This is a genomic window from Actinomadura macrotermitis (genome assembly GCF_009604375.1).
Classification (GTDB): Bacteria; Actinomycetota; Actinomycetes; order Streptosporangiales; family Streptosporangiaceae; genus Spirillospora; species Spirillospora macrotermitis.
Genome location: NZ_WEGH01000001.1, coordinates 2,317,869 through 2,343,619, shown reverse-complemented (window position 1 = coordinate 2,343,619; position 25,751 = coordinate 2,317,869). Strand labels below are relative to the sequence as shown.

Sequence of the window (25,751 nt, the reverse complement as noted above, 5' to 3'; positions counted from 1 at the left end):
TTATGGAGGGTATTGCTATAAATCAAGCACTAATGAGCAAAGGAGGGTGCAGTGGGGCACACCGAAGCGGAGATCGCCGACCAGCCGGCGGCCTGGCGCCGCGCCGCCGGATCGGCCGCCGGGGCCGCCGCGGCGCTGCCGCGGCCGGGGGAGCGGGTCGCGGTCGTCGGCTGCGGCACCTCGTGGTTCGCCGCGCAGTGCTACGCCGCGCTGCGCGAGGCCGCCGGACACGGGGAGACCGACGCGTTCGCGGCGTCGGAGGCCCCGCTGGACCGGCCCTACGACCGGCTCCTCGCGCTGACCCGGTCGGGCACCACCACCGAGGTCCTGGACGCGCTGCGGCACGTCCGCGGCCGGATCCCGACCGTCGCGATCACCGCCGACCCCGCGACGCCGGTGCGCGAGCTGGCCGGCGAGACGATCGTGCTGGACTACGCCGACGAGAGGTCGGTCGTCCAGACGCGCTTCGCCACCACCCAGCTCGTCCTGCTGCGCGCGCACCTCGGCGAGGACCTCGCCGCGGCGGTCGCCGACGCCGAGCGCGCGCTCGCCGCGCCGCTGCCGGACGACGCCGAGCAGTACACTTTCCTCGGCCGGGGCTGGACGGTCGGCCTCGCCCACGAGGCCGCGCTGAAGATGCGCGAGGCCGCCGGGGCCTGGACCGAGTCCTACCCGGCGATGGAGTACCGGCACGGGCCGATCAGCATCGCCGCCCCCGGCCGCGTCACCTGGATGTTCGGCGAGCCGCCGGCCGGCCTGGCCGACCAGGTCGCGGCCGCCGGCGGCACCATGGTCACCGGCGGCCTGGACCCGCTCGCCGAGCTGATCCGGGTGCAGCGGCTGGCCGTCCGGCTGGGCCGCGCCCGCGGCGCCGACCCCGACAACCCGCGCAACCTGACGCGGTCGGTGATCCTCGGCACGGGCTCATGACGGTCCTCGGCAACGCCCGCCTCGTCCTGCCGGACGGGGTGCGGCGCGGCGGCCTGCGCGTCGAGGACGGCCTGATCGCCGCGCTGACGGACGAAACGCCGGACATCGACCTCGGCGGCCGGTACGTCGTGCCCGGCTTCGTCGACCTGCACGTGCACGGCGGCGCCGGCGCCTCCTACCAGAGCGCCGACCCCGCCGAGGCGCGGCGAGCCGCGGAGTTCCACCTCGCGCACGGCACGACGACCACGATGGCGAGCCTGGTGACGGGCGACCCGGCCGAGCTGCGCGCGGCCGTGGCCGTCCTCGCCGGCCTCGGCGACGTCATCGCGGGCATCCACCTGGAAGGCCCGTTCCTGGCGCCGTCGCGGTGCGGCGCGCACGACCCGGCGCTGCTGCGCGCGCCCGACCCGGCCGAGTTCGGCGACCTGCTCGCGCGCGCCCGCGGCCGGCTGCGGATGATCACGGTGGCGCCGGAGCTGCCGGGCGCCCTGGAGCTGATCGCCGAGGCCGCCGCCGCGGGCGTCGTCGCGGCGGTCGGGCACACCGACGCGCCCGCCGCGGTGACCCGGAGCGCGTTCGACGCCGGCGCCCGCGTCGCGACGCACCTGTTCAACGGCATGCGGCCGCTGCACCACCGCGAGGGCGGCCCGGTCACCGCCGCGCTCACCGACCCGCGCGTCACCGTCGAGCTGATCAACGACGGGGTGCACCTGGCCGCCGAGACGGTCCACCTGGCCTTCCAGGCGGCGGGCGCCGACCGCGTCGCGCTCGTCACCGACGCCATGGCGGCGGCGGGCATGGGCGACGGCGACTACCGGCTCGGCGTGCTGGAGGTCCAGGTGCGCGGCGGCCGGGCCACGCTCGCCGGCGGTACCTCGATCGCGGGCAGCACCATCACCATGGCGGACGCGTTCCGCCGCGCGGTCCGCGACGTCGGCGTCCCCATCGAGCAGGCCGCCCGCGCCGCCGCGCTGACCCCGGCGCGCGTCCTCGGCCTGGCCGGCCGGACCGGGTCGCTGGAGGAGGGCAAGGCCGCCGACCTGGTCGTGCTGGAGGAGGACCTGGCGGTCGCCCGGGTGATGAAGAACGGCCACTGGCGATGATCCTGACGGTCACGCTCAACGCCGCCCTCGACGTGACCTACGAGCTGGACGCCGTCGCCTGGGGCGGCTCCAACCGGGTCCGCGCGGTGCGGCGGCGGGCTGGCGGCAAGGGCGTCAACGTCGCGCGGGTGCTGACCGCGCTCGGCGCCGACGTGCTCGCCACCGGCCTGCTCGGCGGCGACACCGGCGACCTGATCGGCGCCGACCTGGACCGGGCGGGGATCGGGCACGCCTTCGCGCCCGTCGCCGGGTCGTCGCGGCGGACGCTGACGGCCGTGGCGACCGCGTCGGGCGAGGCGACGGTCTTCAACGAGCCGGGCCCCGAGATCACCCCCGCGGAGTGGAACTCGTTCCTGGACAGGTACCGGTCCATGTCGTCGCAGGCCCGGCAGGCCGTGGCGCTGTCCGCCGCCGCCGTCCGCGCCCCGCTGGCGGGCGACTTCGACGCCGGAACCCATATCCGGATCCTCCCTGAGATCACCGTGCAAGGAGTTCCATGCCCCTCGTAGGGACCGGCGAGATCGTCGCCCCCGCTGCTGCAGCCGGACGCGGCGTCGGCGCCTTCAACGTCGTTCAGCTCGAACACGCCACCGCCATCGTCGCGGGCGCCGCCGCAGCGCGCGCGCCGGTCATCCTCCAGGTCAGCGAGAACTGCGTGCGCTACCACGGGTCGCCCGGCCCGGTCATCGCCGCGTCGCTCGCCGCCGCCCGCGAGGCGCCCGTGCCGGTCGCGGTGCACCTGGACCACGCGACCTCCGCCGACCTGGTGCACACCGCCGTGGACCTCGGCGTCGGCTCGGTGATGTTCGACGCGTCCCCCCTCCCCTACGACGACAACGTGGCCGCGACCGCCGAGATCGCCGCCTGGTGCCACGCGCGCGGCGTCTGGGTGGAGGCCGAGCTCGGCGAGGTCGGCGGCAAGGACGGCGTGCATGCCCCCGGCGCCCGCACCGACCCGGCGGACGCCGCCGCCTACGTCGCCGCCACCGGCGTGGACGCGCTCGCCGTCGCCGTCGGCACCTCGCACGCCATGCTGACCCGCGACGCCGTACCGGACCTCGGCCTGATCGCCGAACTGCGGCGGGCCGTGCCGGTGCCGCTCGTCCTGCACGGCTCCTCGGGCGTCCCCGACGCCGCGCTCACCGCCGCCGTCGGCCACGGCATGACCAAGATCAATATCGCCACCCGGCTCAACGAGGTCCTCACCGCCGAGGTCCGCCGCGCCCTCGCCGCCGCGCCCGCCCTGGTCGACCCCCGGCGCTACCTCGGCCCCGGCCGCACCGCCGTCGCCGGCGAGGTCGCCCGGCTGCTGGACGTCCTTCGCACAGGTCAGGACGGCCCAGACCAAGATGTGGACGGCAAATGATGGCGTCCGGGCGCCGGACCAGGGAATCATGGAGCCGTGGAACGCATGCGGGGATGGCCGGTCACCCTGACCGAGGGCCCGGTCGGGCTGCGCCCGCTACGGCACCGTGACGCCGCGACGTGGCGGGAGCTGCGGGTCCGCAACGCCGACTGGCTGCGGCCCTGGGAGCCCACCAACCCCGAGACGCCGCTGTTCCGCAGCGGCCTCGGCCCCTACCTCGGCATGGTGCACACCATGCGGCGCGAGGCCCGCCAGGGGCTCGCGCTGCCGTGGGTCATCACCTACGACGGCGCCTTCGCCGGGCAGCTCACCATCGGCGCGATCGTGTGGGGCTCGGCGCGCTCGGCCCAGATCGGCTACTGGGTCGACCGGCAGGTCGCCGGCCGGGGCGTCACCCCGACCGCCGTCGCGCTCGCCGTCGACCACTGCTTCTTCGCCGTGGGCCTGCACCGCGTCGAGGCCAACATCCGGCCCGAGAACGCCGCCAGCCGCCGCGTCGTGGAGAAACTGGGCTTCCGCGAAGAAGGGGTCCGCCGCCGCCACCTGCACATCGACGGCGCCTGGCGCGACCACATCTGCTACGCCCTCACGGTCGAGGACGTGCCCGGCGGGCTGCGCGCGCGCTGGCTGGCCGGGCGGCCGCGCTCATCGTCGTCACCGTGACCGTTGAGGCCGCGCCGGCCTCCGATCGCCCGCGGCCCGTAAGAATCCTGCGGTCGAGAAGACTCGGCAAACGGAGAGTAACCGCGAGATCGATCTCGCGACACACCGCCCCTTATGCTCGTCAACCTCTGACACCGGCTCGTACCGTGCGGGGCGTGACCCTGCTCCCAATGCACGTGTGCGCGCCGAAAGTCGGCCCGCGTCCGCGCCGTGCCACGGCGGTGATCCGGTGAGCAGCGCCGTCCTCTACCTCGCCATCGTCGCGGTCTGGGCCGTCGTTCTCGTACCCATGTGGCTGCGCCGCGACACCGACGCGTCCGGGGTCTCCCGGTTCATCCACAAGCGCGAGGAGATCACCCTCGAAGAGCCCGTCCCCGACGAGACGCCGACGGAGGAGTACGAGGAGCGCCCGGAACCCCGCCGGCCGGGCCGCGCCACCGTCATCGCCCGGCGCCGCCGCCGCACCGCGGGCCTGACCCTCCTGCTGCTCACCACGGCCGCCGTCGTCCCCACCGGCCTGGCCCCCTGGTGGATCACGATCCCGCCGCTCCTCCTGCTGACGGGCCACCTGGCGCTGCTGCGCGTCGCCGTCGGCATGGACGCGGCGCGCGCCCGCGCCGCCGCCGAGGAACGCGCCCGCGAGGCCGCCCAGCAGGCCGCTGCCGCCGCCCGCACCGAGGCCGCTGCCGCCGCCCAGGCCGAGGTCATCGACCTCGTCGCCCGCGCCGAGGAAGAGGTGTTCGACCAGTACGCCGACGACCGCCGCGCGGTCGGCGAGTGACCCGCTCCCACCGACGGCGCGAACACCCCCCAGAGTTTGCTAATCTAACGGAGTCCGCGGGGCTGTAGCGCAGTCCGGTAGCGCACCTCGTTCGCATCGAGGGGGTCAGGGGTTCAAATCCCCTCAGCTCCACCACGCAGACATAGGTCAAGGGCCTGATCGGGAGACACCCCGATCAGGCCCTTGATCGTTTGTCACCCAGTCGTCATCAGGACCGAGAAGCACCAGATGACACTGGAAGCGCATCCCGCAGCCACCACAAGGACTCCAGACCACCTCCAGCGCCTCGACAACTCCGGATGCATGGGGTTCTCGGGCGAGCGACTCAGCGCGTCTCGTACTTGGTGCTCGCGGGTTGTCCTCGCTGAGGAGGGTGACAATGTCGGGTCAGACCGTGATGCTGGTTGGCGCGCCCTCTCATCCCTCAGTCCGGCGTCTGCCGCAGCAGTGTTTGAACTTGCGTCCCTTCCGGCTCATGCACGGGCAGCGCGTGTTCCGGCTGGGTCGGATTACAGTGAGGGGCGCCGCACCGCCGACTACGTTCCCTGCAGAGATCGCTTTGCTGAGGTAGGACATGTCCTCGGCGGCCATGCCCTGCAGGTTCCTGCCGACGAGGACGATCAAGGTGCCTTCGGCCGCCTTGCGATACCAGCAAGGTAGAAAGTCGAGTGGCATTCTGACCAGAACCTCCCCTTGTGAGGCAGTCAGTGACAAGATGTTGTTCTTGAGGTGTGCCCGAACTCCGGCGCCCGACCCTACGGCCAGCTCCGCGATCCCCATGGGACCATCAACCCCTTCGAGTGTGGCCTGTAGATCTACGAAGCCGTTTCGCCGGAAGTGGCCAAGGATCAGATCCTCAAAGCCTTTGCCCTCAACAAACCCCCAGCCTCCGTAGCAATCAACGATGATTCCTGCGATATTGTCGCCGAAAATGATACACTCTGTCTCCATTGTGATCTGCGGTTCCTTTAGGTTCTTCCCCCTGAACCGAACTACCTTTGAGGCGCCGCAATGCGGGTGCGTCAGGCGTGCGGTGAGCTGCAGTCCCTCTCGTGGGAGTAGAAGGAACAGTTCGGCTCTCCCCTGTTCGTCGATGGCGAGCCCGCAGACCAGACAGCTCTGCCGTGAGTTGCTCAGACGCTGGATCATTAGCTGGGCGTCGATGCCGGCAAGCTCCCGCTGTACCTCTGCTGAGAGGTTAATGGTTCGTCCGTTGGTCGAAGCCGGGTGATTGGTGACGTACTGGGGGGAGAGGGCGGAGTCCTTGAGTGTGTTGACCAGAGAGTGCCAGGCTTCCAAAGTTCGGCCGTCGACGGGTTGCTCATCGCCCAGTAGTTCATTGACGCTCGGCAGTGCGCTGCCTGAATTCTCGCTCCAGTGAAGTTGCAGCAAGAGCCGAATCGCTTCTGCGGCGTCCTTCCAGCCGCCGAGTTGCTGGTGGAGTGTGAAGGCTTGGCGAGCATAGTCGCCGGCGGCTGCGGTTTGACTGAGGGCTTGGTGGGAGCGCGCCAGGTTGAGCAGGCAGGAAGCGCGAAGGCCGCCGTCTCCGAGTGATTTGGTGATGGAGAGTGCGGTGCGAAATTCGGTGAGTGCCTGCTCGTGATCGCCCGAGTGCGAGTGGTACACACCAATGTTGGCATGCAGTGTCGTTTTGACCGCCTGCATTCCCAAGCGCTCGGCCAAGGGAAGCAGCTTGGTCATGTCGGCAAAGGCCTTCTCCTTCTCGCCATTCGTGAGTCGGCAGGTGGAAGCCATGGCTTGGGCGGTCAAGAGCACATGTAGATCCTTGAGTTCCAGGGCGGCTTCGATCGCTTTGTCGTACTGTTCGAGAGCCTGGATATGGTCTTGGTTCCGAGCGTGCATGTTGGCTAGGGCCATCCGGCAGGCCAGGATGGCGCCCTTGTCGCCGATTCGTTCAACCTGATCGAGAGCCTTGCTAACCGCTGTCTCTGCCTCTCTGTGCAGGCCCCGGCGCGAGTAGAGTACCGAAAGCGAACGGAGCGCTTGGGCCTTCGTACTTGGAGAGGCCTCGTTCTCAGGCAGGGCAGCGATCGGTTCCAGTTCCTTGGCACCTTCCTGCCATCGGCCCGAGACGACCAGCGCCTCACCAAGTGCGACTCGCGTCGAAGTCAACGCAGCTCGGTCCTCAGTGGTCTCCAGTAGCCGGACCGCCTCGGTGAGGCGAGCGGCGGCCTCGTCTGCCAGCCCCTGGTGACGCAGATATTGGGCGCGTTCCCGTAGGACGTGCCCGATAACTAGCGGGCTGCCGGTGTAGTCTGCCATCTCGCGTGCATCGGCAAAATAGGCTTCGGCTTCCTCCAGGTGCCCGACGCCGCCGTGGAATGTAGCTAGGGTCGACGCGGCCTGGGCTGCTGTCAGGTGGTCGCCAATGCCGGTGGCGAGATTTACACAATCAGTGAAGCATTCGATAGCCTGCTGGAGTTCTGCTTGTTCTGCAGCTTGGCGGCCGAGTTGGAACAGTGCACGAACCTGCCCTTGAATATCTCCCATGTCCCGGTATATGTTTAGTGCGGTCTCGACGGGTTGAGTAGGAGCGTCTACGGGCCGCTCGTTTTCTGGCGTTTCAGCGAGTTCCATCAGTGCCTGAGCCTCCCACCCTCGGTCTCCGACGATCCGCGCACGGATGAGGCTCGAGAAGGTCTCCTGCGCAGCCTCAGCCATGCGGCCGCTGTGGCGCAGCAGAGTGGCGAGCGCCTCCCGGCCCTGGAAGTCGGAGAGGCCTGCGACCTTGCAGAGCTCCCTGCTGTTGCGGATGTATCGTTCAGCACGATTGAGCCTGCCAATGATGAGATTGGCCTGGCCGAGATTCTGCAAGGCGCGTGAAAGCATGAGTCGGTCATCGATTGAACGCCAGAACCGCAGTCCACAGCGAAGGTGAGGGATCGCCTCGCTGCCCAGCCCGAGATTGATCAGGAGGGTTCCAAAGGAGAATCGGGCCATGAAGTAGTGAAACGGGTCCTCGGCTGCGCGCGCCGTCTCAGCGCTGCGTTGGAGGAGGCTGGCGGCATCCTCGCTGTCGCCGAGGTGAGCGGCGGCCAGTCCGAGATTGTGCAAAGCCGATACTGTCCAGTCGGAGTTTCCGGTCGCAGTGCCGGCCTCCAGAAGGCACCGGCAAAGGCGCTCTATCTCTTTCCAGCGGCCGCCGAGATGCATTGAGGGAGTGATCGTGGCGGCCAGGAGACCAACTTGTTCCCAGAGCCCATCATGCGTTGCTTGTTCGGCCAACGCGATGCATCCTGGGCGATCGGTGTTTAGCTGAAGCAGAGCTTCCTCGTTGCTTTGCGCGGGAACAATGGCGTTCTTGTCGTCGAAACCGATCGACTTCGATGCAGAGTTCGTCCGGGCCGCCAGCATCAGGCATGCCCGCCGGATCACCTCTTCCCGGCGTTTTGGTGTAGCCGAAGCGGACTTGAGCCGGGCGAAGCGGTGCAGGATCTCGTGCAGGACGAATCGGTCCTGCTCCACCTGTTCAATGAGGCTGAGTTCGAACAATGAGTCCAGCAAGCCGATCACGTCATCAATACAGGCGTTGTCGAGCTCGTGTGGCTCGACTGTTGTGGCAGCGACGACGTCTGCGGTAACCGACATATATGGCAGGATCCCGAGCGTGATAAACAGGTCGGCCTGCTCCGAGGATAGCGCGGTGAAGCTACTTTCCAAGACGGGTTCCAGTGCGGTCTGCCCAGCTCGCAGGGCTCGCACTCCGCGTTCAGGGTTAGTGATATCCGCGATGAGTCGGTCGATGTTAGCCCTCGGCCTGCGCGCTAGATGCGCTGTCGCTACATGCAAGGCGAGGGGATGTCCAGCGCAGGCCTCGACCAGAGCCGACACCTGTTCGCTGGTAAGGCGATCCGGCCCGCTGATGGCCCTGACGAGTTCGGTTCCATCATGGACGGGCATCTGGCTGAGTTCGATGAAATGGACGTAGCCTGTGAGACCGCTGAGTTTGGCACGGCTGGTACAGACTATTGCGAACGGCCCATCCATCTGGAGGATCTCCGCCAACGCCTCTTCTGAAGCGATGTCGTCCATGAGAAGCAAGACCCTGCAGCGGGACAGCAGCGAACGCAGGACGATGATCTGGCGCGCACGACCCTCGGGCAGCGCTTCGCTTGGTCGCAGCGTCTGCAGGAGTACCTGTACCAGATCTACCTGGTTGTTTCCGGCAGTCCAAAGTGAGAGGTCGATGTGAAACTGGCCGTCTGGGTAGGCGTCTGCAGCGAGTCGGGCGAGCCGTAGGGCGAGCGCGCTCTTGCCGATGCCCGGGGCTCCGGTCACTACGATGGCTGGTCGTTGGCCTTCCTCTGGTTCCTGAAGCCGGCGTCCGCCCTCAACGAGCTCGACTTCACGCCCGACCAAAGGCCGCATCTCCGACGGCAGACCTGGACCCCCTAGGGCAGGTGAGTGTGTGGCCTCGATCCGTTCGAGGTGGTCATACAGCCGTGAGAGGACGTCACCGGGCAGCACGGCGTCGGCGTTGGCGTGCCGGATCCCCTCAAATTCATCGAGAAGCCGACAGATCTTGTCGTAATGCCAGATCTCCCACCCCAGCAGTGGAAGGCCGAGGTCGTGCGCGTAACGCTGAATCGCCTCATCGACCCGAGCGATTCCGCCTCTTCCTGGCACTGCGGTGAGGATGACGTTGGTTGTGATGAGTAGGTATTTCGGTATTCGCCCCTGAGTTACTCGGTGCGAACGCGGGTTGGCCCAAGCGCGCAGTTCGGCCCCGATCTGTTCGATCAACCAGTCGGCGTCCTTGCTGCGCTCCGGGCGCTTGCGGAACTTCGCTTGCAAGATCCCATAGCCGTGCCAGGGAGCCTCGGCGGTTGGGAAGTGAGTCAAGTTCTCGAACGATGCTTCACGGCCGCCGTCTGGGCCGTCGCCAAAGATCTCTACGGACGGGCCCAGGACTTGCAGTGCGAGGGCTTGGGAAAGCTCTTCGAACCGCTGCGGGCCGAGGCTGGTGAGCACGTAGTCGGTCACACCAGGATGGTGGCATGCGGCACTGACAGTTCACCCCGCTTTCGTGAGATGTATCGTCGTATGCCAATTCTGCTGATGTCTTCGCTGGTCATCGACATCTCTCTAAACAGTCGGAGAGTTGATATGGCCGTTTTGGGGGAGGGTCAGGGCGGCCGGTCCCTGGGAAGGTATGGAGTGCAAAGGACTTCATCTGTTGCAAGAGGGAGTCCTGCGCTATTTGTTCGGGCTGGGGAGTTGTGGAAAGCGTGATGAGCCGTGGATCGTGGCGGGCTTCTGGGAGCCGGGGATGTTGCAGCCAGGGGTTCGGGCAGACGGTCAGTTTGATCTTCGGAGGCTGGACAGGCTGCTTAACCAGACGCTGACCTTGTTGGGAGAGCGCAACCATGAGCGGCTGGTGTGGCATGTGCCGGTAAGGGTTGTGCCTGAGGACCGATCCTGACGGATGAGGAGTGGGCGCGGATCGCGGCCGAGATCATGGAGCGGGTCGGACTGGCGCCGGACAGAGATGAGAGCGCGGTCCGCTGGGTCGCGGTTCGTCTCAGCAAGACGGGCAAGGCAGACGAGCCGGACGATGTGGTCGGCCAATGCCACCGGGCACTCTGACCAGAAGAACTGGTCGGCCGGAATCACCGGGCACCCCAGGGCAGGTGCGGTGGCGCGAAGCGGGGAAGCCGCACCGCCTTGTCGCTGCACGGCCAGGGCTCACGAGGAGCGGAACCATGGCCGCGTGGAGATCCTCCCGCCACAGGGCAGCGCCACACCCTGCGGAATCGAGACGAGTTGAGTGAGGCAGCGGCGAGCAGCCTTCGGCGTGGACAAGTACGCCGCTGCCTCAGCCTTGATCTTGCCGCATTCATGCCCGTCTCCGCGCCCATTCCAGGGACTCGGCAAGCCGCTCGAGCGTGTCCCCTTCAAGCAGAGTCCAGCCAGCCAGAGCCCACCAGTGCCGCGTGTGCAGACCGAACCACACCCGCGTTCCGGGGAATCGCTGTTCGAGCTCGCGCGCCATGGCGTACTGGCCGGGGGCGGTTGTGTCGCCATCGTGCGGACGGCGGGGGCTCGTAGGTCGGTCATCGGCGAGGACCTCGTTTCCTGGAAGGCTTCGGATCACCGGCGCTGGCGGGCCGCTTTGTCGTCGGGGCGGGCGCGCGCCGGAAACCCCCTATAGGGGCGGATCGGACCACACGGGAACTTCAGTGGTCGGCGCGCACCCGCACCACCTAGGAAAACTCCTCCACAACGCAGCGCGTCAGGGGCACGATGGGGGCACCCGCGGGGCATCCAAGGGGCACGGCGACGATGTGAGGTGCGCACGATGACGCCAGACGAACGGCGCGCGCTCGGCGCCCGGCTGAAGGCAGAGCGGGAAGCGCACGGGCTGACACAGCGGCAGCTCGCCGAGCGGATCGCCGCAGCGGTGTCCGGTCCGCAGGTCCCCGCACTCGACACCCTGACCGAGTACGTGAAGCGGTGGGAGCGGGGCAAGGCCGCGATCAGCGCCCGCTACCGGGCCGCCTACGCCGAGGCCCTCGGCATCGATCGCGCCGAACTGCTCGGCGACCCTTCCCCAATCGTCGAACGCCGATGCCGTCGTCGAACTGGCCGCATGGCTGGAGCAGTCCAATGTCGGCGATGGCGACAGCGACTACCTGGAAACCGCGACCCGTCGCCTGGCCTTCGACTATGCCCGCCTCCCTCCGCTGCTGGTGCTGCGGGAGGCCGCTAGCTTGCAGCAGCGGGTCATCGGCATCCTGCGCGGCGGCCGCCAACGCATCGCCCAGACCCAGGCGCTGCTGAGGACCGCCGCCGAACTGTTCGCGCTGAACAATCTCCTGGCCGGCGACATCGGTCGGTATCCGCTCGCCGACGCCTACGGGTACGCCGCGTGGATCTGCGCCAATGAAGCCGACTCCGACGCTGCCCGTGCATTGGTGCTGTGCGCGCAGTCCAAGACGGCCCGTTGGGAAGGCCGCCATCACGACGCTGCCGAACTTGCCCGCTCTCGCCCCCGATGCGGCTCGGGGATGTGTCCTGCTGGCTGTCTCCGAGGCGACCGTCTTGCAGTCCAGCGGCGACATTCCCGGCGCCCGCCGGGCTCTTCAGCGGGCGCACCGAGCCCGCGACGCCGGCAGCACCCTCGATCGGGTCGCCGACGCTTGGAGCTGTACGCCTGCTAGGCAGGAGACCTACGCGCTCCAGGTCGGCCTGGGAGCCCGTGATCCTGCCGCGATGCTGCGCTCGGCTCAGGCCGCCGACGACGCATGGGCCGAAGGCGACCCGTGGGTCTACGGCACGTGGGCGCAGGTCCGCATCGGCGCTGCCATCGCACGTGTGATGAAAGGTGACGCCGAGGGCGCCGCCGAGGAACTCGCGCCCGTGCTCGACCTGGGCAGCGAATACCGGGTCGTCACCATCATCGGCCGCGTCGGCGAGGTCGCTGGACGACTGGGCCACTCGCTGTACAAGGGCGACCCGCGTGCCCACGACCTGCATGAACGTATCCATGCATTCCAGGCCGGATCGCTCGAACGCCAACCGTCCACCCCGGAGGTCCTGTGAGCCCCCTGCTCGAACGCATGAGCGACCACTGGTGGTGGCGGCCCGGGGTGCGCCCGGGCGGCGGCTGCTGGTCTGGCATGTACTGCCCAGCGGTCAGCCCGACGTTGTGCGGCTGGTGCGTGATTGTCAGGACAGGCTCGCTGGACTGGGCGGCCTGGACAAGGTGCCGGCCGAGTGGCTGCACATGACGACGCAGATCGTCGGATTCGCCGACGAGATCCCGGCCGAGCAGGTGCAGGCGATGACAGACGCCGTCGTCGAGAGGATGGCCAAGCTGGAGCCGATCGAGGTGGAACTCGGCAAGCTGTGGTTCCACAGCGAGGCGGTGATGCTCGGCGTCCGTCCCGCTCGCGCTCTCGATCCGATCCGCAAAGGGATCCGCGAAGCGATCGCCCAGACCGTCGCCGCGCACCAGCCCGCAGACGAACCCGACTGGACGCCGCATATCTCGGTCGCCTACAGCAACGGCACCGGGCCGGCGGCGCCCATCGTCCGCGCGTTGAATCCGCCGCCCCCACCTAGCTCGCTGAGGGTCGCTCGGGTTCACCTGGTCGCTCAACAGCGCGAGGGGCATCTGTACCGCTGGGAAGTCCTGTCCGAGGCACCGCTCGGCGGATAGCGCCGGCAGGGCGTCCTTGTACCGGACGTGAATGCACCGTCGGTCGCTGTCGACGAGGCAGGTCTGGGGTTCGAGGTGGGAAGGGCGGCTAGGCATGATGCTCGGATGAGCATCGTCGTTAAATTCTTCGTGGCGCCTGACGACGCGCGGGCGGCGCTGACTCTCCGATCTGGCCCAGGGCGGGAATCCGAGTCGCTCTCTTTCGGCAACTTCGACCCCGAAGAGGCCGTGGTCGAGTGGGAGTGCCTCCTTGCCGGCGGCAGCTTCGAGGAACTCGTCAAAGCAGGTGAGCCGCGTATCGTCGCGAGCGAGGACGACGACGGATGCGTCGTTTTCGCGTTCTCGCCTCGTCTGTGCACCGCACTTGCGGAAGCCGGGGTCGCCAGGTTGTGTGTTGCCGCTGCCTCATGGGTTCGGCTGCGTGCGGAAGACGGTGAGATCATCGATGCGGAGATCGCCGAAGCGATCTTGGGTGATCTCTCTGCCCTCGTCGTCAGCGCCCAGCGTCAGGGCCGGGGCGTCTACTGCTGGGTTGCGTAGGAGCTCACCGGGATGCGCGGTCTGGGCCGGCTGGAGTCGATGCCCACAGATGCCGTCGGCCGGCCAGGGGTGAGGCGTATTTTGTGAGCCAAAGCGTTCAGGCCGGTCACGTCAATGGACTCCGCTCCGGACCTGTGTCGAATCTTGCTGACCGCCTATTGAGGAGGGCAAATCCCCTCGACGTCACCGCCCTCCGTTTTGGCAGGTGGACGGCCCTTCGGCGTCGGCTTTCGGGGGTATCTGTACCGGAATTTCTGAGTGTGGTGGGCACGGACTTTGACCGGGGCCCGCACTTCCGTTGACGGTGTCTGCCAGGTGCGCTATCTGTTGCCGGACGGGCGGGGAGGGCGGGGGATGGTGGCGACCAAGGTCGACGTGCGGGCGGTGCAGGGAGAGCTCGCGCGGATCTCTGCATTGGTGTCCGGGGTCGCGCGGCAGATGGGGCCGCAGACCTGGCAGGGCGGCTCCGCCGGGAGGTTCACCGTCGACCTACAGGGCCACAGTCGGTCGCTGGAGCAGATGATGGCGCGGGTCCTGCAGGCGGTGGCGGCCATGAACGAGCTGCCGATGGTGATCGACGTGCCGGAGATCGCCGCGGTGCCGCTGCAACCCCCGGCTGGGTTGTTCAACCAGGTCGCTTCGGTGTCGGTCGCTGGGCTGCAGCGCATGGAGATCGCGCTGCGTCGTGCCGCTGATGCGCTTCCTGACCATGGGCGCAGGGTCCGTGCGCTTTTGTCGCAGGGCGGGCCGGTCGAGGTGTCCACGGCGCAGTGTGATCGGACCGCCGCGTGGTGCGCTGCGCAGGTTCGGGCGACGAAGACCCGTATTCACTACGCGCTGGCCAGTGACAACGTCGGCATCACGTGGGGTATGGCCGGCATTCCGGATGTGGACAAGTTCGGCGCTGCTCAGATGGCCGAACTTGCCAGGCATCAGGTTCAGGCTTACGCCAAGGCTCTGGAGAGTTCCGATGCCGGGGCCAAGCAACTGCTGGCCGATATTGCTGCGAGCTTGCGGGAGAACGGGAAGGACACCGCTTACCTCACCGCGTTCTTCGGGGCCGTTCAGCCCGGCAGCGTCGGCGAGCTCGCCTACAACCTGCATCGGCAGAGCGGTGGGGCGCCGCTCGCTGCTGCGGACAAGAAGATCCTCGCCGATGTCGGGACCGCTTTGGCCCAACTGTCGCGGCAGAAGGACGGGCAGGCGGCGGTGTGGCGCGCCATGGGCGGCGCCGGTTCGGACATGCCGGGGCAGGCCTTGCTGGTCAAGCTCGCTGCTCCGGAGGTGAAGTGGAGTTCGGCGATGCTGCTGGAGTTGGGGAAGGCGGCGTTGCGGTGGCGGCAGCAGTACCCCTCCTATGAGCTCACCACGTCCGGTGGTTCACAGGGGGAGAAGCACACCTCCGTCACCAATCAGCCGCACCGTGCCTGGTGGAAAGACTGGGGCATCAACGGCGGGACTGGTTTGGGCGACGCCGACCTCAAGTCCCTGCGCGAGCACGATCCGGCGCTGAACATCCTGGGCCGGATCGCGCAGCAGCAGGACACCACGGCAGCACGGGATCTGGCCTCCACCAAGCTGGAGAAGGCGTTCACCATCAAGGACGCCGACAAGGCCAAGGCCCTCACCTGGGTCAGCCGCGGCAACGGGGAGACCTACGCGGCACTGCTGATCGCGCCGGATTGGACGGACGGCGGAGACCTCGCGGGCAAGGTCGTCCGGCTCGCCGTGACCCAGGAGAAAGGGCACGAGGAGCAGGCGGCCGAGAACGCTGCCGAGATCATGAAGACGGTCGCCTGGTGGAACGAGAAGGGACGCTCGCAGGTCGACAAGCTTCTCAATGAGGGGCACTTGCCCAAGTGGGTGCCGTGGCTGCATCGGGACGGCGCGCCGGGCTGGTTCGCGGACAGCAAGCAGTACTCCGCTGAGTACGGCAGGGGGCTGACGAACGGCCTGCTGCAGATGACCCGGATGTACATCCCGACCTTGGCTTATGCGGACCGCACCAGCAACGGAGCCTCGGCGGATGTGGATCCGGCTACGGGGCGGACGTTCGTCACTATCGACGGCGATGATGCCGTCCAGTTCCTGCGCACCTTCGCCGCCGACGACAAGCTGTGGACCCAGCTCGGCATCGACACCCAGCACTACAAGCAGAAGCTCTACGCGTGGGGCCTCCGGGATCACAGCCTGCTCTCGGCCGCCCGGTATGCAGGGTTCCTCGACGGGAACCTCATACGTGCCTACGGCAAGGAACGCATCACACGCGAGGAGCTCACCAAACAGCAGTACGAGGCAGCCCAGGAGCGGCTGGCATTGCTGCGTGACCTCGGTGGCACGATCCTCGGCGAGACTCCGGCCGGCCAGATTCCTGGCGTGAGCGATGCCTACGGGATGGGCACGGATCTGGGCCTGGACAAGGTCAAGTATGCGGACTTCGAAAAGAAGCTCGAGGCGATCGACAAGAAGCATGCCGACTACTCCAGCCAACTCTATGTCGACCTTGCTCGCGCTTACCGTGCTCAACTCGGCAGCCCACTAGTCGGCGCCCCTGAGATCGATGCTCTGTTGGCCAAACCAAAACTGTCCGAGGAGCAGATCCGAGAGGTGGTGCAGTGGACTCGCCATCACGTGTTCGTGCGGGGAGGGAACTATGGGGATGGCATGGGCGTCACCGGCGGTGTCATCGTGGGATGGTCGGTGGACGGACTAGAGCACAATGCTCCGCAGAAGGACTGATAGAAGGCTCTTGGATGGAGGGGCTTCAGCCCAGCTTCTCGGGGAGCCGGAACATATAGATACGACCGCACCCTAGATCGGTGATCACATAAGCGCCGCTGGGGTGACGCACGATCTTGCCGGGGCTTGCCGAGCGGATCATGGCCAGCGAGTCGTCGGTGGGACCGCAGTGGGTCGAAGGTCCCCAGGAGAGTGTGTCCAGGCGTCCGTCTGGGGTGACCATGGCCGGTGGCAGGTCGTCCGGCTGCGTGTCCTGGGTGCCCAGCAGGACGACTGAGCCGTTGGCCAGGGCAAGTGCTGCTGCCCACCGGGAAGGGCGCTGCAGAACACGTTGGGGGAACAGAACCGCTGTGGCCGCTCCTGTGCTGGGGATGCGCAGCACTCCGCTGTTGCCGAGGATGGCGAGGTTGCCCTTGCCGTCGTCGCTGACATCGGCGACTTTGAAATTCGTCTCACGGCGGAGTGATTTAACGGCGCTGGAGTGGCCAGGCGCGGACCAAGGGCGGAGCTTGTTGTGTCCGAGGGCCTCGAACAGTTCTCCTCGTGCCGACACGACGACCGGTGTGCCGTCGGCACGCATAGTCAACTTGGCATCGCCCCATCCGGTTGGCGAGAGCAGGTCATTGCTCTCCTTGCGGGAGAGCGGTCGCTGATGGGCGTCCACCAGCATCGGGGGCTTTTCGTCCAGCCAGATCTCCTTCTGGAAATTGCTCAGTGCGATCTTTTCAAGTCGAAGACCTTGCGACCTTGATGAAAGCATCCAGAGGTTTGCTCCGGAGATGGTGATTTGATCCGATGCGCTGTACACCGGGAGTAGGTGGAGGCGGCCGTCCGGGGTGATGCGGGCCAGTTGGTATGTGGCCAAGTACCTCGCCGGAAAGTAGATCGACCCGTCTGGTCCTACGGCCAGCCCGCCGTTGCTGGTCGCGCTGGCTTGGAGGGCGTATTCGCCGTCATGGGGGGTGCCGTTGAGATTGGGAGCGCCCGCGATGACGACCGCCTCGCCGGGACGGTTCGGGCGGGGAGCGGGATCGAACGACTGCTTGGGCTTGCCCGAGGTGCACGCGGACATACCGACCAGGACGGCTGCAGTAAGGACGACCCTTGCACGGCGCACGAGGACGATGATGCCAGTTCCCCACGCCCTCCTGTAGGCGGTTGGGGCTCCTGCGTACTGCAGGCTGACTCTCTTTCAGACGGTTGTGATGTCGTTTGTGATGAATCATCGGTTCACTCTGGCGGGCCCAGAGCGCGGATGATCATGCCCGCTCCATCACGGTGGCCATGGTGAGTGGCTCGACTGGACTGGTGCTGTGGGAAGGGGGGAGGGGGATGGCCTACACGGCCAAGATGGCCGCAGCGCTGTCCGGCGCGATCGTGAGCCGGCTACGGCATTGGCGCAGGCAAGACACCCTCCGGCGTCATTCTCGAACTGGAGATCTCCTCCTATCCACGCGCCCCCTACTCCTTCCAGGGCGTTCTTGCGCTTCGCACCTGCTCGTACTTCCGGACGAGCAACTCCCCGCAGAAGGTCCGCGCCGCGCTGAACAACCTGCGTGACCTTGGCGAGGGAGAGCGCCTGTCGCGCTACAGGCTGGTGGCCGACGGCGCCACCATCCGGCTCGTCACGGACGAGGAGGCCATCGACCTCGTCAAGCGCCCGGGGCGGCGTCAGGTGGTGTCGGTGTCCAGGGTCTCGGGGTGGCCGGGACCCTGGACACGGGCGGAGCGGATGCGGTCGTGCCGGAAGGGCCGGTCAGGCGGCCTTCGCGGTGATCGTGAGGCGGGGGGTGAGGGTGAAGGTGGTGTCGAAGACGAGGGTCTCGCCCTGGGCCACATCGGGGCACGAGGACGTCCCTCCGCTGGTGGTGCCCACGTTGGCCTGCGCGGTGGTGGTCCGCAGCGCGCCGGTGGCGTTGGTGTAGTCCAGCCGCGTGTTCTTGGTGACGATCAGGCAGCCGGGGGCGCCGTCGGCGGGGGCGAGCGTGTACTGGGCCCAGCCGGCGGTGAGCTCCGTCCTGCCGGTGGCGGCGTTGTAGGCGGTCCCGTTGAGCACGGCCTGCCAGGCCGAGTCGATTCGCACCGACCACGCCCGGCCCTGGCCGTTCTTGCAGCCGCTTCCCACACTCTGGTCGATCCGCCCGATGGAGCCCGTGTCGGTGTGGGTGGCGGCGGTGCCGCCGGCGGCAAGGCTCGTGCAGGTCACCAGGACCTTTCCGCCGGCGCTGCGGACGGTGAGCGGCCCCGATACCCCGGTGAAGGCGCCATCGGCCCGGGGGTTGGTGACTGTCCAGGTGAGGGCGTCGGCCTGCGCCGGAGCGGCCAGCGCCGTCATCGCCGCTCCCGCCGCCAAAGTGATCACCATCGTGCCGGCCCTGGTGCGCATACTCGGTCAACTCCTTCGCCCGTCCATGGGCGTCGCTGGTCCTGCTGCGAGGGGACATGTGAGTGGGTCGGTGCCGGTCCGCTGGTCCCGGGCACGGCCGTGGCGACGGGCGCCTCTTGCCACCTGCCGCGAGGGGCGGGCCGGAGGACCACATGCGGTGTGTTCGACCTGGTGGAACACCGCCCATCCTGGCCAATCGCCCTCAACCGCCGCAATGTCGACCTTCTGTACGATCATCAAGTGGCGCTTGTCGAACCCGGCATGATCGAGACCTTCCTCGTGCTGGCCGAGGAGCTGCACTTCGGGCGGACGGCGCAGCGCCGCGGCGTGTCGCCGCAGCGGGTCAGCCAGGTGATCCAGGCGCTGGAACGCAAGGTCGGCGGTCCGCTGTTCGACCGGACCAGTCGGCGGGTGCGGCTCACCCCGCTCGGTGCCGGCTTCCGCGACGAACTGCTGCCGCACTACCAAGGCGTCCAGGAGGCGTTCGCCAACGCCGCCGCCGTCGCGCACGGCCGCGCCGGTGTCTTACGGGTCGGGTTCGTCGGTGCGCTGTGGGGAGGTCTGCTGGTCCGAGCCGCGGAGGCCCTGCGGGCCGAACGGCCCGCCGTCCGGATCGCGCTCATCGAGATCACGCCCGACCAGGCGCAGCGCCTGCAGCCCGCCGGGCTGGTCGACGCGACGACGGCCAGCCTGCCGGTCGTCGAACCCGGCGTCACCGCCGGTCCCGTCCTGCTGCGCGAACCCCGGGTGCTGGCCGTCCCCACCGGCCACCCTCTGGCCCGCCGCTCCAGGATCCGCATGGAGGATCTGGCCGGCGTCCCGCTGCTGGACACTCCGACGATGCCCGACGACTGGGTCGCTGAGCGCACTCCCCACCGCACCCCCGGCGGCACCCCCATCCAGCGGGGACCGCAGGCCGAATCGGTCAACCAGGCGCTGGCGCTCATCGCCGCCGGGCTCGGCGCTTATCCCTTCGGCGCCCAGGTGAACCGGTACTACCGCCACCCAGGCGTCACCTATCTGCCGATCGATGACGCCGCCCCGCTGGAATGGTGCCTGGCATGGGCCACCGACGCCCGCACGCCCCTGCTCCAGATCTTCGCCCGGCAACTGCGCGCGCTCATCGCCGCCCAACCTGCCTAGCCTCCGGCGGTCATGACCTGTGGGGACGTTCGGCCGTGTGCGCCGGCATCGCCGACCCACGCCAGGTAGGCAGTGTGAAGCTGCCTGGTTCCCTGATGGCAGCGGGCGAGGTTGCAGCGGCGGGGCGTCGGCGCCTGCGCTACTCCATGGGTTGTGGGTACAGGGGCGGCCGTACCACCGGGGTTGCGGGTGGCGGGGTGTTTCTTCCGACTGCGGGGGAAGGCGGAGGCGGGGCCGGTGTGCCTAGGCTGGTTGCATGATCTCTGGCATGCTGCGCCCGGTTCGTGGTGGTGTGGCGGACGCGGCCCTCGCCGGGGGCGTCTTTCTGCTGGTGGGCCTCGGCAGCCTGCGGTCGCTGGTCGGCGCGCGGGAGGAGCCCTGGTCCGGCACCGTGATCGACTGGGTGCTGCTCGCCGCCGCCTGCGCGGCGCTGGCGTGGTGGCGCCGGTATCCGGTGGCGGTGGCGGTGTTCGTGCTGGCCGCCACGGCCGCCTACTACCTGACCAGCCACTACGACGGTCCGCTCATGGTCGCGTTCGTGGTGGCGCTGTACGGGGTGGCGGCCGGAGGACGGCTGCGGGCGGCGGTCGTCATCGCGGCGGTGGCCTTGATCGGCACCGGGGCCGGCACGCTGGCCGGCAACGGCGACGTCAACGGCGTCGCCCTGTTCATGTTCGCCGGGTGGCTGGTCGCGGTGGTCTCGCTCGGCTGGGCGTGGCACACCCGCCGGGCGCACGCCCGCGAGGCGGAGCGGCGCGCGGCCGGTGAGGAGCGGCTGCGGATCGCCCGTGAGCTGCACGACGACGTCGGCCACCACCTCTCGCTGATCAACGTGCAGGCCGCGGCGGCGCTGCGCCGGCTGCGCCGGAACGCGGCCACGGGGCCGGAGCAGGCCGAGGCGGCGCTGGACGCGATCAAGCAGTCGAGCCGGGAGGCGCTGCGCGAGCTGCGGGCCACGCTCGGCATGCTGCGGGAGGCCGGCGAGCGGGCGCCGACGGCGCCGCCGCCGAGCCTGGCGCGGATCGGTGAGCTGGCCGCGTCGGCGCGGCTGGCGGGGCTGGACGTGCGGACGCACATCAGCGGCGGGGAGCGGTCGCTGCCGGCCGAGGTGGAGCTGGCCGCGTACCGCATCGCGCAGGAGTCCCTCACGAACGTGGCCCGGCACGCCCGCGCCACCGCGGCCACCGTCCGGATCGACTGCGGGCCGCGCCAGGTCACGGTCGAGGTCACCGACGACGGGCGCGGCCCGGCCGGCGGGCCGGGCGGCAGCGGCATCGCCGGGATGCGCGAGCGCGCCCGTGCGCTCGGCGGCGAGATGACCGCGGGTCCCGCGCCGGGCGGCGGTTTCGCCGTGCGGGCCTGCCTGCCGACGTCATGATCAGGGTGCTGCTGGCCGACGACCAGCGTCTCGTGCGGGCCGGTTTCCGGTCGATCCTGGAGGACGAGGACGACATCGAGGTGGTCGGCGAGGCCGCCGACGGCGACCAGGCCCTCGCCGGCTGCCGGGAGCTGCGCCCGGACGTGGTGCTGATGGACATCCGGATGTCGGGCACCGACGGCCTGGCGGCGGCCCGGGCCATCGCCGCCGAGCCACGGCTGAAGGACGTCCGGGTCGTCATCCTGACCACCTTCGACCTGGACGAGTACGTCTACGGCGCGCTGCGCGCGGGCGCCGCCGGCTTCCTGGTCAAGGACAACGAGCCGGAGGAGCTGGTGCACGCGGTGCGGGTGGCGGCCCGCGGCGACGCGCTGATCAGCCCGTCGATCACCCGCCGGCTGATCGCCGAGTTCGCCGGGCGGGTCCGGGCCCCCGAGCCGGGCCCTCGGCTGAACGCGCTGACCGAGCGGGAAGGCGAGGTCATGCGGCTGGTGGCGGCGGGGCTGAGCAACGACGAGATCGCCGCCCGCCTGACGCTCAGCCCGGCCACCGCCAAGACCCACGTCAGCCGCATCATGACCAAGCTGGACGTGCGGGACCGCTCCCAGCTGGTGGTGCTGGCGTACGAGTCGGGCATGGTCAACCCCCGCTGGATGTCGGGGTAGCGACCGCGGGTGTAGGAGGGCCCGGCGCCCGCAACCGCCGGGGTAGGCCAGGTGACATCCGCAGGCCGACGCCCGGGGGCAGGCCGCGCTTCCACCATCGGTGACATGACCTCATTGACCGACAAGCCGGTCGCCGGCGTCTTCGGGCGGATGGCGGCCTGGTCCCAGCGGCACCGCTGGGTCGCGTTGCTGCTGTGGGTGGCGGTGGTGGCGGCGATCACGGTCGGCGCCCGGCTCGCCGGCAGCTCCTACCACAACGACTTCGCCCTGCCCGGCACCGATGCGCAGGCCGCCGCCGACCTGCTGAAGAAGCACGGCTCGGTGCAGGCGGGCGCCGCCGTGCAGATCGTCTTCCAGGACCGCGGCGGGCTGCGCGACGACCGCGCCGCCGTCGAGCGGATGCTCGGGCGGGTGCGCGGCCTGCCGAGCGTCGCCGACGTGCGCAGCCCCTATGCCGACGCCTCCGCCGTCTCCAAGGACGGCACCATCGGGTACGCGACCGTGACCCTCGCCGGCAAGGCCGAGGACGTCCCGAAGGGCGACGTCGTCCGGATCGTCGACACCGCGCGGTCGGCCGCGCGGGACGGCCTGCGGGTCGAGGCCGGCGGCGAGGCGGCGCGCGGCGTCCAGCAGAGCGGGGGCGGTGGCGCCGAGGGCGCGGGCATGCTCGCGGCCCTGGTCATCTTGATCCTGCTGTTCGGGTCGGTGGTGGCGGCGGCGCTCCCGCTGGTGACCGCGCTGTTCGCGGTGGGCGGCGCGATCGGGCTGATCGCGCTGGCCTCGCACGTGTTCACCGTCGCCGACTTCACCCCGCCGGTCATGATGCTGGTGGGCCTCGGCGTGGGCGTGGACTACGCCCTGCTGATCTTCTACCGGTACCGGCACGAGCTGCGGCGGGGCGCCGGGCGTGAGGACGCCGTCCGCGCCGCGCTCGACGCGGCCGGCCGCACCGTGTTCTTCGCGGGCTGCACCGTCATCATCGCGCTGATCGGCTTGATCGCGCTCGGCCTCGGCGCGTTGCAGGGCGTCGCCCTGGCGGTGGCGCTGACGGTGCTGGTGACGATGGCCGCCTCCCTGGTGCTGCTGCCCGCGCTGCTGGCGGTCGTCGGCGGCCGGATCCAGCGGCAGGTGCTCAAGCGCGCCGCCAGGGGCCGGGAGGAGGGGCGGCACTGGCGCCGGCTGGCCGCCGCGGTGCAGCGCCGCCCGCTGCCCGCGCTGCTGGCCGCGCTGGTAGCCCTGCTGGCGCTGTCGGCCCCGGCCCTCGGCATGCGCCTCGGCTTCGCCGACGCGGGCAACGACCCGCGGTCAGCGGGCAGCCGGCAGGCCTACGACCTGCTGGCCGAGGGCTTCGGGCCCGGTTTCAGCGGCCCGCTGGTGGTCGTGGCCGAGGGCGCTCCCGGGGAACTGCGCGCCGCCCTGACCCGCACGCCCGGCATCGCCGCCGCCACCCCGCCGCTGCCCTCCCGCGACGGCGCGATCTCCACCGTCATCGCCTTCCCGACCACGTCGCCGCAGGACGAGGCCACCGCCCGGCTCGTGCGGACGCTGCGCGAGGACGTCCTGCCGCCGTTGGAGCACCGCACCGGGACCGCCTACCTGGTCGGCGGCCCCACCGCCGGGGCGCTGGACTTCGCCGGCACGGTCGCGGACCGGATGCCGCTGTTCGTCGCCATCGTCGTCGGCCTGTCCTCGCTCCTGCTCATGGTCGTCTTCCGCTCGGTGCTCATCCCGCTGAAGGCGGCGGTGCTCAACCTGCTGTCGATCACGGCCGCGCTCGGCGCGATCGTGCTGGTCTTCCAGGACGGCCGGTTCGGCGCGGCGGCCGGGCCGATCGAGGCCTTCATCCCGGTGATGATCTTCGCGATCGTGTTCGGGCTGTCCATGGACTACGAGGTCTTCCTGGTCTCGCGCATCCACGAGGAGTGGGAGGCGGGCCGGGACCATGAGCGGGCGGTCCGCGAGGGCCTGGCCGCCACCGGCAAGGTCATCACGGCGGCCGCGGCCATCATGATCGTGGTGTTCGCGGCCTTCGTCCTCAGCCCGGACCGGATGCTCCAGCAGTTCGGGCTCGGCCTGGCGGTGGCCGTCCTGCTGGACGCCGTGGTGATCCGCTGCCTGATCGTCCCGGCCGTCATGCAGCTGCTCGGCCGCCGCGCCTGGTGGCTGCCCGGCCCGCTGGCCCGCCGCCTGCCCCGGGTCGCGCTGGAGCGCCCGGCGGAGGTCAGAAGGTGACCGTGGGGCTCTCCTTGCCGGTGCCCTCGAAGACGTTCTGGTAGTAGATCTTCGTCAGGGTCCGGTAGTCGTGGTGGGCCGGGACGAAGGACGCCTGGTAGGTGCACGTCAGCACCTTGCACACCGGCGAGGTGAAGTACTGGACGCTCTCCTGGGTGTCCGCCGTCTTCAGCACGAGCACGACCTGGACGTGGTTGCTGGCGATCAGCTTGGGGTCGTTGCGGGAGGCGACGGGGTCGACGGTGCCCCGCAGGTACACGCGGTGCCCGTCGGTGCGGATGCAGGCCGTCGTGTGGAAGTGGCCTGCGGTGTCGGCGATCGTGCGCGGCCCGCACAGCCATCCGGTCGCCTTCGGCGCGGTCTTGGCGCCGGGCTTCTTGGACGGTGAGGCGGAGGAGGAGGGGGAAGGCGAGCCCGACGGGGACGCCGAGGTGCCCGGCTTAGGAGACGCCGACGCGACCGTGGCTCCACGCGAGAGCTTTCCCCCCTTCCCGGGCACGGCCTGCTGCTGCTGTGCCACCGGGACGTGCGGGCCCGGTCCGTCGGCGGGCTTGTCGTCCGCGGTGAGCGTCAGCGTGACGCCGGTGGCCAGTGCCGCGGCGACGACGACCGCGGCGACGCCGGCGCCGAGCAGCAGCGGTGTCCGGCTGGGCTTCACGGCCGGCGGGGCCTGCAGCGGCGACGTCATCGGCACCGGGGCCGCCGGAATCGGCGTCGGGGCCGGGGGCGCCGGGCGAGGGCGCGCGAGGCCGGGCAGCGGGGCCAGGGCGAACGGCGCCGTCCGGTGGGCGCGGGCGAACGCCGACAGGCCCTGAGCGAGCGCGTGGGCGCCGATGCGGGTGGCGGGCTCCTTGGCGAGGCTCTGCTCGACGAGCCGCCACAGCTCGGGGGGAAGGCCGCGGATCGGCGGGGGCGGGTCGTCCAGGTGGCCCCGCATGACGGCGGCGATCTCCGCGCCCTGGAACGGGATGTGGCCGGCGAGCAGCTCGTAGAGGGTGATGCCCGCCGCGTACACGTCGGCGGCCGGGCTCAGCTCCTGCCCGCGCAGCACCTCCGGCGCCATGTAGGCGGGCGTCCCGACGAGCATGCCCGACGCGGTGACCTGCACCCCGGACGCGATGCGCGCCACGCCGAAGTCGGCCAGCCGGACGGGCGACTCCCCGCCGCGCCCGTGGTCGAGCAGCACGTTCGCGGGCTTGAGGTCGCGGTGCACCAGGCCCGTCGCGTGCACCGCGACGAGGGCCTCGCAGACCTGGGCGACCAGCCAGGCCGCCTCGGCGGGCGGCAGCGTCCCGCCCCGGCGCGCCCGGTAGTCGCCGAGGTCCTCGCCGGTCACCAGGTCCATGACGAGGGCGAGGCGGTCGCTCTCGACGACCATGTCGTGCACGGCGACGACCCCGGGGTGGCGGACGCGCAGCATCGCCGTCCGCTCGCGCACGAACCGGGTGAGCGCGTCGGGGTCCTCGGCCAGCTCGCTGCGCAGCATCTTCACGGCGCGCTCGGCGCCGGTCTCGCGGTCGAGCGCCCGCCAGACCACGCCCATGCCGCCCTGGCCGATCCGTTCGGTCAGCAGATACCGGCTGCCCAGCGCCCCGCCGCTCTCGGTCATCCTGGTCGTCCCCCGCCTCGCAGTGATCAGGACA

The 25,751-nt window shown here is 69.6% G+C and carries 19 protein-coding genes and 1 tRNA gene; 16 read left to right on the top strand and 4 right to left on the bottom strand.

The annotated features are described in order from the left end of the window. The first annotated feature begins 51 nt into the window (after nt 1–51). The 7 genes from ACRB68_RS10720 (at nt 52) to ACRB68_RS10690 (ending at nt 4,978) form a co-directional block, all read left to right on the top strand. Nucleotides 52–930, top strand: coding sequence for an SIS domain-containing protein (locus ACRB68_RS10720; RefSeq protein WP_235958824.1), 879 nt, complete (start codon nt 52–54; stop codon nt 928–930). Then, nucleotides 927–2,033, top strand: a complete 1,107-nt coding sequence (nagA, locus tag ACRB68_RS10715) for an N-acetylglucosamine-6-phosphate deacetylase (protein WP_153531922.1) — start codon at nt 927–929, stop codon at nt 2,031–2,033. The genes ACRB68_RS10720 and nagA overlap by 4 nt, the downstream gene beginning before the upstream one ends. Then, on the top strand, nt 2,030–2,542 hold the full coding sequence (locus ACRB68_RS10710; RefSeq protein WP_153531921.1) for a PfkB family carbohydrate kinase: 513 nt from the start codon (nt 2,030–2,032) through the stop codon (nt 2,540–2,542). The genes nagA and ACRB68_RS10710 overlap by 4 nt, the downstream gene beginning before the upstream one ends. After that, complete coding sequence (locus ACRB68_RS10705) at nt 2,530–3,399, top strand: class II fructose-bisphosphate aldolase (protein WP_153531920.1); 870 nt, start codon at nt 2,530–2,532, stop codon at nt 3,397–3,399. The genes ACRB68_RS10710 and ACRB68_RS10705 overlap by 13 nt, the downstream gene beginning before the upstream one ends. 45 nt (nt 3,400–3,444) lie before the next feature. Next, the gene (locus ACRB68_RS10700) at nt 3,445–4,062 is read left to right on the top strand and encodes a GNAT family N-acetyltransferase (protein WP_153532540.1); all 618 of its coding nucleotides are present in this window, start codon (nt 3,445–3,447) and stop codon (nt 4,060–4,062) included. A 229-nt stretch (nt 4,063–4,291) separates the two neighbouring features. Then, on the top strand, nt 4,292–4,843 hold the full coding sequence (gene sepX, locus ACRB68_RS10695; RefSeq protein WP_328594011.1) for a divisome protein SepX/GlpR: 552 nt from the start codon (nt 4,292–4,294) through the stop codon (nt 4,841–4,843). A gap of 58 nt (nt 4,844–4,901) precedes the next feature. Then, nucleotides 4,902–4,978: transfer RNA gene (locus tag ACRB68_RS10690), tRNA-Ala, on the top strand. Between the two features lie 282 nt (nt 4,979–5,260). Here ACRB68_RS10690 and ACRB68_RS10685 read toward each other — a convergent pair. Continuing rightward, nucleotides 5,261–9,847 (bottom strand): tetratricopeptide repeat protein, encoded by a 4,587-nt coding sequence (locus ACRB68_RS10685; RefSeq protein WP_153531919.1) that lies wholly within the window; start codon nt 9,845–9,847, stop codon nt 5,261–5,263. A 1,315-nt stretch (nt 9,848–11,162) separates the two neighbouring features. Between ACRB68_RS10685 and ACRB68_RS42795 the strand changes: the two genes are divergently transcribed. The 5 genes from ACRB68_RS42795 (at nt 11,163) to ACRB68_RS10660 (ending at nt 16,304) form a co-directional block, all read left to right on the top strand. Continuing rightward, entirely contained in the window at nt 11,163–11,573 is a 411-nt protein-coding gene (locus ACRB68_RS42795) for a helix-turn-helix domain-containing protein (RefSeq protein WP_153531918.1), read from the top strand. 503 nt (nt 11,574–12,076) lie between these two features. Beyond that, complete coding sequence (locus ACRB68_RS40110) at nt 12,077–12,406, top strand: hypothetical protein (RefSeq protein WP_194293240.1); 330 nt, start codon at nt 12,077–12,079, stop codon at nt 12,404–12,406. A 31-nt stretch (nt 12,407–12,437) separates the two neighbouring features. Next, nucleotides 12,438–13,025 carry a 2'-5' RNA ligase family protein gene (locus tag ACRB68_RS41990; RefSeq protein WP_194293239.1) on the top strand — a complete coding sequence of 196 codons (588 nt, stop codon included), beginning with the start codon at nt 12,438–12,440 and terminating at the stop codon, nt 13,023–13,025. A gap of 105 nt (nt 13,026–13,130) precedes the next feature. Then, on the top strand, nt 13,131–13,565 hold the full coding sequence (locus ACRB68_RS10665) for a hypothetical protein (protein ID WP_153531915.1): 435 nt from the start codon (nt 13,131–13,133) through the stop codon (nt 13,563–13,565). Between the two features lie 354 nt (nt 13,566–13,919). Then, a complete protein-coding gene (locus ACRB68_RS10660; protein WP_153531914.1) occupies nt 13,920–16,304 on the top strand; it encodes a hypothetical protein in 2,385 nt (794 codons plus the stop codon). A 25-nt stretch (nt 16,305–16,329) separates the two neighbouring features. Here ACRB68_RS10660 and ACRB68_RS10655 read toward each other — a convergent pair whose 3' ends face one another. Both ACRB68_RS10655 and ACRB68_RS40105 read right to left on the bottom strand, forming a co-directional pair. Further along, the gene (locus ACRB68_RS10655) at nt 16,330–17,376 is read right to left on the bottom strand and encodes a hypothetical protein (protein ID WP_153531913.1); all 1,047 of its coding nucleotides are present in this window, start codon (nt 17,374–17,376) and stop codon (nt 16,330–16,332) included. 684 nt (nt 17,377–18,060) lie between these two features. Further along, entirely contained in the window at nt 18,061–18,690 is a 630-nt protein-coding gene (locus ACRB68_RS40105) for a hypothetical protein (protein WP_194293238.1), read from the bottom strand. A gap of 240 nt (nt 18,691–18,930) precedes the next feature. Between ACRB68_RS40105 and ACRB68_RS40100 the strand changes: the two genes are divergently transcribed. The 4 genes from ACRB68_RS40100 to ACRB68_RS10635 all read left to right on the top strand — a co-directional run bounded on the left by ACRB68_RS40100 (nt 18,931) and on the right by ACRB68_RS10635 (nt 24,108). After that, a complete protein-coding gene (locus ACRB68_RS40100) occupies nt 18,931–19,833 on the top strand; it encodes a LysR family transcriptional regulator (protein ID WP_194293237.1) in 903 nt (300 codons plus the stop codon). A gap of 256 nt (nt 19,834–20,089) precedes the next feature. Then, the gene (locus ACRB68_RS10645) at nt 20,090–21,211 is read left to right on the top strand and encodes a sensor histidine kinase (RefSeq protein WP_153531911.1); all 1,122 of its coding nucleotides are present in this window, start codon (nt 20,090–20,092) and stop codon (nt 21,209–21,211) included. Continuing rightward, the gene (locus tag ACRB68_RS10640; RefSeq protein ID WP_153531910.1) at nt 21,208–21,876 is read left to right on the top strand and encodes a response regulator; all 669 of its coding nucleotides are present in this window, start codon (nt 21,208–21,210) and stop codon (nt 21,874–21,876) included. The genes ACRB68_RS10645 and ACRB68_RS10640 overlap by 4 nt, the downstream gene beginning before the upstream one ends. A 105-nt stretch (nt 21,877–21,981) precedes the next feature. Further along, a complete protein-coding gene (locus ACRB68_RS10635; RefSeq protein ID WP_153531909.1) occupies nt 21,982–24,108 on the top strand; it encodes an MMPL family transporter in 2,127 nt (708 codons plus the stop codon). Here the strand turns inward: ACRB68_RS10635 and ACRB68_RS10630 are convergent. Continuing rightward, nucleotides 24,098–25,717 (bottom strand): serine/threonine-protein kinase, encoded by a 1,620-nt coding sequence (locus ACRB68_RS10630; protein ID WP_194293236.1) that lies wholly within the window; start codon nt 25,715–25,717, stop codon nt 24,098–24,100. The genes ACRB68_RS10635 and ACRB68_RS10630 overlap by 11 nt on opposite strands. Between the last annotated feature and the right edge of the window lie 34 nt (nt 25,718–25,751).